The sequence below is a fragment of the Acidovorax sp. ST3 genome, from assembly GCF_003231145.1.
GTDB lineage: Bacteria > Pseudomonadota > Gammaproteobacteria > Burkholderiales > Burkholderiaceae_C > Acidovorax.
In genome coordinates this window covers 1-577 of the sequence record NZ_QKVP01000096.1, presented here as the reverse complement: position 1 = coordinate 577, position 577 = coordinate 1, and the positions used below count along the sequence as shown (strand labels likewise).

Genomic DNA, 577 nt, shown 5'->3' with positions numbered 1-577 from the left:
GGCCCTGCGCCGGTTCGCGCACAGGGTCGAGGAATTCGCGGGACGCGTCGCCCGCAAGGAGGAGATTGCGAACGGACCAGCCGCCCCGGCGCGATTGGAGATCGCTCTAGCGACACAGATCCCTTTCGCCATCCGGCTCGACCGTCTGCTCGCGGCGGAACTTGGCCTGCCCCGTGCCCGGATAAGTGCCATGGAACATGCGGGCCACATCACTACGGCTGCGGGCCTCAATCGGCCGGTTCGGGACGGTTGCCGGGTAGAGATCGACCTGACCGTGGGCGACGCGGACGTGATCCTGCGCAACGCTCGCCCATAATGGTCGGTCAAAAAGAAAGGGCGGGGAAATCCCCGCCCTTTTGAACCATCAGGCCGCGCTGACCTTCGATTTCTCGAAGCGCTTGCGCTCGTTCGGATCGAGATAGAGCTTGCGCAGACGGATCGTCTTCGGCGTCACCTCGACCAGTTCGTCGTCCTGGATCCAGGCGAGCGCGCGTTCCAGCGTCATGCGGATCGGCGGCGTCAGCTTGACCGCTTCATCCTTGCCCGCGGCGCGGATGTTGGTGAGCTTCTTGCCCTT

Annotated in this window: 1 protein-coding gene and 1 pseudogene; one reads left to right on the top strand and one right to left on the bottom strand. The window is 64.6% G+C overall.

The genetic code is table 11. The features are described from left to right. The coding region (locus DNK89_RS23760) for a DUF1062 domain-containing protein (RefSeq protein ID WP_153064346.1) at positions 1 to 316 on the top strand (316 nt) is incomplete at its 5' end. A gap of 48 nt (positions 317 to 364) precedes the next feature. On the opposite strand, the pseudogene DNK89_RS23755 reads toward DNK89_RS23760, so the two are convergent. After that, positions 365 to 577: pseudogene (locus DNK89_RS23755) on the bottom strand (translational GTPase TypA); the annotation flags it as partial.